3 protein-coding genes and 2 rRNA genes (1 of these 5 cut by a window edge) are annotated in these 6,335 nt (G+C 57.8%); 4 read left to right on the top strand and 1 reads right to left on the bottom strand.

The features are described 5' to 3' along the window. The 4 genes from BFQ04_RS20510 to BFQ04_RS20495 form a co-directional block, all read left to right on the top strand. A 23S ribosomal RNA gene (locus BFQ04_RS20510) occupies window positions 1–894 on the top strand (it extends 1,998 nt beyond the left edge of the window). Between the two features lie 158 nt (window positions 895–1,052). Next, window positions 1,053–1,168: ribosomal RNA gene (gene rrf, locus BFQ04_RS20505) — 5S ribosomal RNA — on the top strand. 256 nt (window positions 1,169–1,424) lie between these two features. Further along, entirely contained in the window at window positions 1,425–3,317 is a 1,893-nt protein-coding gene (mrdA, locus tag BFQ04_RS20500) for a penicillin-binding protein 2 (RefSeq protein ID WP_065952324.1), read from the top strand. A gap of 179 nt (window positions 3,318–3,496) precedes the next feature. Further along, complete coding sequence (locus tag BFQ04_RS20495) at window positions 3,497–3,964, top strand: SRPBCC family protein (RefSeq protein WP_065952323.1); 468 nt, start codon at window positions 3,497–3,499, stop codon at window positions 3,962–3,964. 46 nt (window positions 3,965–4,010) lie between these two features. Here BFQ04_RS20495 and BFQ04_RS20490 read toward each other — a convergent pair whose 3' ends face one another. Further along, window positions 4,011–6,212, bottom strand: a complete 2,202-nt coding sequence (locus tag BFQ04_RS20490) for a TonB-dependent receptor (protein WP_065952322.1) — start codon at window positions 6,210–6,212, stop codon at window positions 4,011–4,013. Between the last annotated feature and the right edge of the window lie 123 nt (window positions 6,213–6,335).

The raw sequence follows: 6,335 nt of genomic DNA, 5'->3' as shown, positions 1-6,335 counted from the left end.
TGAAATTGAAATCGCTGTGAAGATGCAGTGTATCCGCGGCTAGACGGAAAGACCCCGTGAACCTTTACTATAGCTTTGCACTGGACTTTGAATTTGCTTGTGTAGGATAGGTGGGAGGCTTTGAAGCGTGGACGCCAGTCTGCGTGGAGCCAACCTTGAAATACCACCCTGGCAACTTTGAGGTTCTAACTCAGGTCCGTTATCCGGATCGAGGACAGTGTATGGTGGGTAGTTTGACTGGGGCGGTCTCCTCCTAAAGAGTAACGGAGGAGTACGAAGGTGCGCTCAGACCGGTCGGAAATCGGTCGTAGAGTATAAAGGCAAAAGCGCGCTTGACTGCGAGACAGACACGTCGAGCAGGTACGAAAGTAGGTCTTAGTGATCCGGTGGTTCTGTATGGAAGGGCCATCGCTCAACGGATAAAAGGTACTCCGGGGATAACAGGCTGATACCGCCCAAGAGTTCATATCGACGGCGGTGTTTGGCACCTCGATGTCGGCTCATCACATCCTGGGGCTGAAGCCGGTCCCAAGGGTATGGCTGTTCGCCATTTAAAGTGGTACGCGAGCTGGGTTTAGAACGTCGTGAGACAGTTCGGTCCCTATCTGCCGTGGACGTTTGAGATTTGAGAGGGGCTGCTCCTAGTACGAGAGGACCGGAGTGGACGAACCTCTGGTGTTCCGGTTGTCACGCCAGTGGCATTGCCGGGTAGCTATGTTCGGAATAGATAACCGCTGAAAGCATCTAAGCGGGAAACTAGCCTCAAGATGAGATCTCACTGGAACCTTGAGTTCCCTGAAGGGCCGTCGAAGACTACGACGTTGATAGGTTGGGTGTGTAAGCGCTGTGAGGCGTTGAGCTAACCAATACTAATTGCCCGTGAGGCTTGACCATATAACACCCAAGCAATTTGACTACTCTAACGAGCATCAGATTGCGGTGTGTGAAGACGAGATGAACCGAAAGTTCGAAGACTCACAAAACACCGACAGCTGTCACATACCCAATTTGCTGAAGCGAGGCCATCAGGCCACGACTCAGTACCCGAATTTCTTGACGACCATAGAGCATTGGAACCACCTGATCCCATCCCGAACTCAGCAGTGAAACGATGCATCGCCGATGGTAGTGTGGGGTTTCCCCATGTGAGAGTAGGTCATCGTCAAGATTAAATTCCGAAACCCCAATTGCGAAAGCAGTTGGGGTTTTGTTTTGGCCGTTAAAAAAGCACGGCCTTGCCAGATGCTTACAGCCCCCTGACTCGCTCACCACTGCACCGTCGCTTGCCTGGATGAAATAACCCGCCGCTGAGGGAAATCGATACAAAGTGTTTCTGCATTTTTGGTATGGTGCAGCACATTTTCACAAGGACTGATTTTCCCGCAGGACGCGGCGTCGACCTTTTTCAACGAGATGCTGTAGAAATGCCTGAGCCGATACCCATCAAGGACCACGAAAAAGAACACCGTCTGGTCAACAAACGTTTGCTCGCCTGTGCACTCCTGGTGATCGGGATCACCTGCGCCCTGGTGGGACGGATGTACTTCCTGCAGGTAGTGCAATACGACTATCACTCCACTATTTCCGAAAACAACCGCGTCCACGTGCTGCCCATCACCCCCACGCGCGGCTTGATCTATGACCGCAACGGTGTGGTCCTGGCTGACAACCGACCCAGCTATAACCTGACTATCACCCGCGAGCGCACCACCGACCTCAAGGGTGAGTTGGACGCGATAGTCAATCTGTTACATCTGCCTGCCGAAGATCGCGCTATGTTCGACAAAGCGCTCAAACAGGCCCGCCACCCGTTTGTTCCTGTGACACTGTTTTACGAGTTGACCGAAGAGCAGATCGCCGTCTTGGCCGTCAACGAATTCCGTCTACCGGGTGTGGACGTTGAACCCCAGTTCGTTCGCCACTACCCGTTGGGCGCGCACTTTGCTCACTCCATCGGCTATGTCGGACGAATCAACGAGAAAGAGTCCAAAGCTCTCGATTCAGTGGAATACCGCGGCACCCAATCGATCGGCAAAACCGGCATCGAACGCTTCTACGAATCGGAACTGCATGGCCACGTCGGTTATGAAGAAGTCGAAACCAACGCTCAGGGGCGGGTGCTGCGTGTGCTCAAGCACACTGACCCTGTCCCTGGAAAAAACATTGTCTTGAGTCTCGACGTCAAGCTCCAGGAAGCTGCTGAAGAAGCCCTGGGCGATCGTCGTGGTTCGGTGGTTGCCCTGGACCCGCAAACCGGTGAAGTGCTGGCCATGGTGAGCAAGCCGAGTTTCGATCCGAACCTGTTCGTCACCGGCATCAGCTTCAAGGAGTACGCCGCGCTGCATGACTCCATCGATCGCCCGCTGTTCAACCGCGTGCTGCGCGGGCTGTATGCGCCAGGCTCGACCATCAAGCCCGAGGTGGCCATCGCAGGTCTCGACAGCGGCGTGGTCACTCCACAAACCCGCGTGTTCGATCCAGGGTACTACCAGCTGCCGGACTTCGATCACAAATACCGCAACTGGAACCACAGCGGCGACGGCTGGGTAGATATGGACGCCGCCATCATGCGCTCCAATGACACCTACTTCTATGACCTGGCCCACAAACTCGGGATCGATCGCCTGCATGATTACCTGGCCGAATTCGGCCTGGGTCAGAAGGTGTCCCTGGACATGTTCGAAGAATCCGCCGGCCTGATGCCTTCCCAGGCCTGGAAGCGCGCCACACGCCGCCAGCCCTGGTTCCCCGGCGAAACCGTGATCCTGGGCATCGGCCAGGGTTATATGCAGGTCACGCCGCTGCAACTGGCCCAGGCCACTGCGCTGATCGCCAACAAGGGGGTATGGAACCGGCCGCACCTGGCCAAGACCATCAACGGCGTGCCACCGGTGGATGAGAACCCGATGCCCAACGTCGTCCTCAAGGACCCGCGTGACTGGGAACAGGTCAACCACGGCATGCAACTGGTGATGCACGACCCGCGCGGTATCGCCCGCGCGGCCGCGCAAGGTGCCCAATATCGCATTGCCGGCAAGAGCGGTACCGCGCAGGTGGTGGCGATCAAGCAGGGTGAGCGTTACAACCGCAACAAGACGCTGGAGCGTCATCGCGATAACGCCTTGTTTGTCGGCTTTGCGCCAGCCGAACATCCGAAGATCGTGATTTCAGTGATGATCGAAAACGGCGAGGCCGGCGGCCGTGTAGCGGGCCCGGTGGTGCGCCAGATCATGGATGCCTGGCTGCTCGACCAGGAGGGTCATTTGAAGCCGCAATATGCGACGCCGGCCAAAGCGCCTGGCGATCCCCACGTCTAGATCACTGCCACTCCCATGGGCTATCCATGCGATAGCCCACACATTTGTGCAAGGCAACTTCCCTTCGAGCATTCAGTCATACCCTATGACCAAGTCAAGGATGGGCTCATCATCATCGCGCATAACCAAAAGTTGCGCATTGGTCGATGTCGCCTAGTGTTCAATGGAGGAGGTGTCTTATGCACGTATTAGATCGCATCGAACGAAAAGTCCTGCTCAACGCATCACGTAAACAAGTGTGGGAAGCGCTCACGAATGCTGAGCGATTTGGCGATTGGTTCGGTATTGCCCTCAAGGGAAAGACCTTTGTGGCCGGAGAAACCCTCGAAGCGCCGATCACCTACCCAGGCTACGAACATGTAGTGTGGAAGGCCAGGATCGAACGCATCCTGCCGCAAACCCTGTTTTCTTTCTGGTGGCATCCCTTCGCGGTAGATAAACATATCGACTACGACAAGGAAGCACCGACGCTGGTGGAATTCACGGTTGAGGATCGCGCACCGGGCATTCTGCTGCGGGTGGTGGAATCCGGTTTCGACAACGTTCCCCAGGCTCGACGCCAGAAAGCGTTCAAGATGAATTCCCGAGGCTGGGATGAGCAAATGGGCAACATCGAAAACTATCTGAACAAAGCCCAGCGAGCCTGACGCGAACGGGCATCAACGCTGATGCCCGACGTCAACAACCGTGGATTTAGAAATCAATCGTCGCCGACAACTTCGCCACCCGCGGGTCACCCTGGCTCAGGAAGCCGCCTTGAGCCGATTCCCAGTATTTCTCGTTGGCGACGTTCTCCACCGTAGCGCCCAGTGTCATCTCACGTTGAGCCAGCGTGAAGGTGTAGCGCGCGCCCAGGTCGAAGCGGTTCCAGGCGGGCAGGCTCAGGTTGTTCGCCGCGTCGGCATACTGGCCGCCCGTGCGCAGCATGCGCCCATTGAGGGTCACACCTTGCAGGCCGGGGACGTCCCAATCCACGCCGGCGTTGAACTGGAAGGAAGGAACGCCGATGGCGCGGTTGCCGTCGTTGGCACCGTTGAGGGTACCCTTGAGTTCGGTCTTCATCAGCGTCACTCCGCCGAGCAAACGCAGGCCACTTACCGGTTCGCCGAAGACGTTCAGTTCGACGCCTTTGTTGATCTGCTGACCTTCGCGTACATAGCGCGCGGTGGTTGCATCGATCACTTGCGCATAACCTGCGCCTGGCTGCTCGATACGGTACACACCGAGGGTGGCGCCATAGGTGCCCATGTCGACCTTGACGCCCGCTTCGATCTGCTTGGAGCGCGCCGGTGCGAAGGCTTGCCCGCCACCGATGATCGTCCGGTCGCCGGATTTGAGCGGCGAGGTGGGGCCCTGTGCCAGGCCTTCGATGCGGTTGGCGTACAGGGATACGTGCTCCCATGGCTTGAACACAATGCCGTAGACCGGCGTGGTGATAGATTCGTCGTAGTTGGCTGTGCGCGTTCCGCTCATGTAGTTGTAACCCTGCACCACCATTTGCTGGCGACGTGCACCCAATGTCACCAACAGACGGTCATCAAAGAAGCCAAGCGTGTCGGACACCGCAGCGCTGCGCACGAATGTCTTGCCGGTAATGGTCGGGTCGCTGAAATCGGTGCCGGGGGTATTGCGCGGCGTGTTGAGCGTGGGGGCGGCGCCGGTCACAGGGTTGTAGAGGTTGGTTGCCCCCGGTGAACCGTTGAACACATAGGCGTTGCGCGCCTGGGTCCAGATGCCGGCCAGGCCGAAGTTGAGTCGGTGGCTGACAGGGCCGGTCTGGAACTTGCCGTTCAAGCCGGTCATTAAGCTGGCGTTGTCTTCTTCGTGTGCAATGGTCGAGCGGCTGGAGGTGGCATTGCCGAGGTTGTCGGTCAGGGTAATCGAAGAATATCGGCCCATTTCCCGGCTGTGCTTGGCACCGCCTGCGGCGTAAGCCGTCCAGTTTTCATTCAGGTCGTATTCGGCGCGCAGCATGCCCAAGGTGTCCTCCAGATTGGTGCTGCTCCAGCGGGGCGCATAGTTGGTATCCGCTGAAGGCGCATCCGGGACGTGGGTCGCGTTACCCAGGAACACCGAGTTGCGTCCGCCATTGATACGCTGCTTCTGGTACACGAAATCACCCGACAGGCGCAGTGCATCGCCACGGTAATCGAGGCCGACCGCGAACAGCTTCGAGCGCTGGTTTTCGTCGTCAATACCGGTGTCGCCTTCGCGCTGGGACAGGTTGATCCGCGCGCCAAAACGATGATCCTCACCAAAGCGCTGCCCGATATCCAGATGCTCGCCCACCCGGCCATCGCTGCTGATGTCCGTGCTGAAACGGCGCAGCGACACGTCACCGGCACGCTTGGGTTGCAGGTTCACACCGCCGCCGATACCCGAGCCGCCCGGCGTGACACCATTAATGAACGCGTTGGGGCCCTTGAACACTTCCACACGTTCCAGCGCGTCAGTGGACATAATCTGGCGTGGCAGGATGCCGTACAAGCCGTTATATGAGATATCGTCGCCATTCAACGGCAAACCGCGAATCATGAAGGTCTGGGCCTGGTTCGCAAACCCTGACGCTTGGCGCACGGACGCGTCATTGAGCAGCACATCGCCGATCGTTTCCGCCTGTTGGTCGCGAATCAACTGCTCGGTATACGAGGACATGCTGAACGGCACGTCCATGATGTCCTGATTGCCCAGTACACCCAGTTGACCGCCGCGGGCAACCTGCCCACCGGCGTACACCGCAGGCAACGCATCGGGCGCGGGGGCCTGGGCATCGATGCGCGTGGCATCCAGTTGCAAGGTGTTGCTGGTATCGGCCTGCGCAGCAACGCTCAAGGAGCAGAAAAGGGCAAGCACGGTGGGGCGAAAGGGCACGGCGAGGCGGCTACACAGAGGCATGGTCAATCCGGACGGTGAACCGTCAATGATGAGGAAGGGGGCAACACGGTGCGCTTCCTCACTGCGCGAATACGACTCCGGCGCGAATGATAGTAATTGTTATTCATATTCCGCAACAAATTT

The sequence above is a fragment of the Pseudomonas sp. 37 R 15 genome (assembly GCF_900004865.1).
Classification (GTDB): Bacteria; Pseudomonadota; Gammaproteobacteria; order Pseudomonadales; family Pseudomonadaceae; genus Aquipseudomonas; species Aquipseudomonas fluorescens_AM.
Note: the sequence above shows the minus strand (reverse complement) of the source record. Positions and strands in the feature narration are given on the sequence as shown.

Bases quoted from the DNA above. Each gene is read 5' to 3' on its own strand.
- mrdA (WP_065952324.1), top strand. From the start codon at position 1,425: ATGCCTGAGCCGATACCCATCAAGGACCACGAAAAAGAACACCGTCTG.
- BFQ04_RS20495 (WP_065952323.1), top strand. From the start codon at position 3,497: ATGCACGTATTAGATCGCATCGAACGAAAAGTCCTGCTCAACGCATCA.
- BFQ04_RS20490 (WP_065952322.1), bottom strand. From the start codon at position 6,212: ATGCCTCTGTGTAGCCGCCTCGCCGTGCCCTTTCGCCCCACCGTGCTT.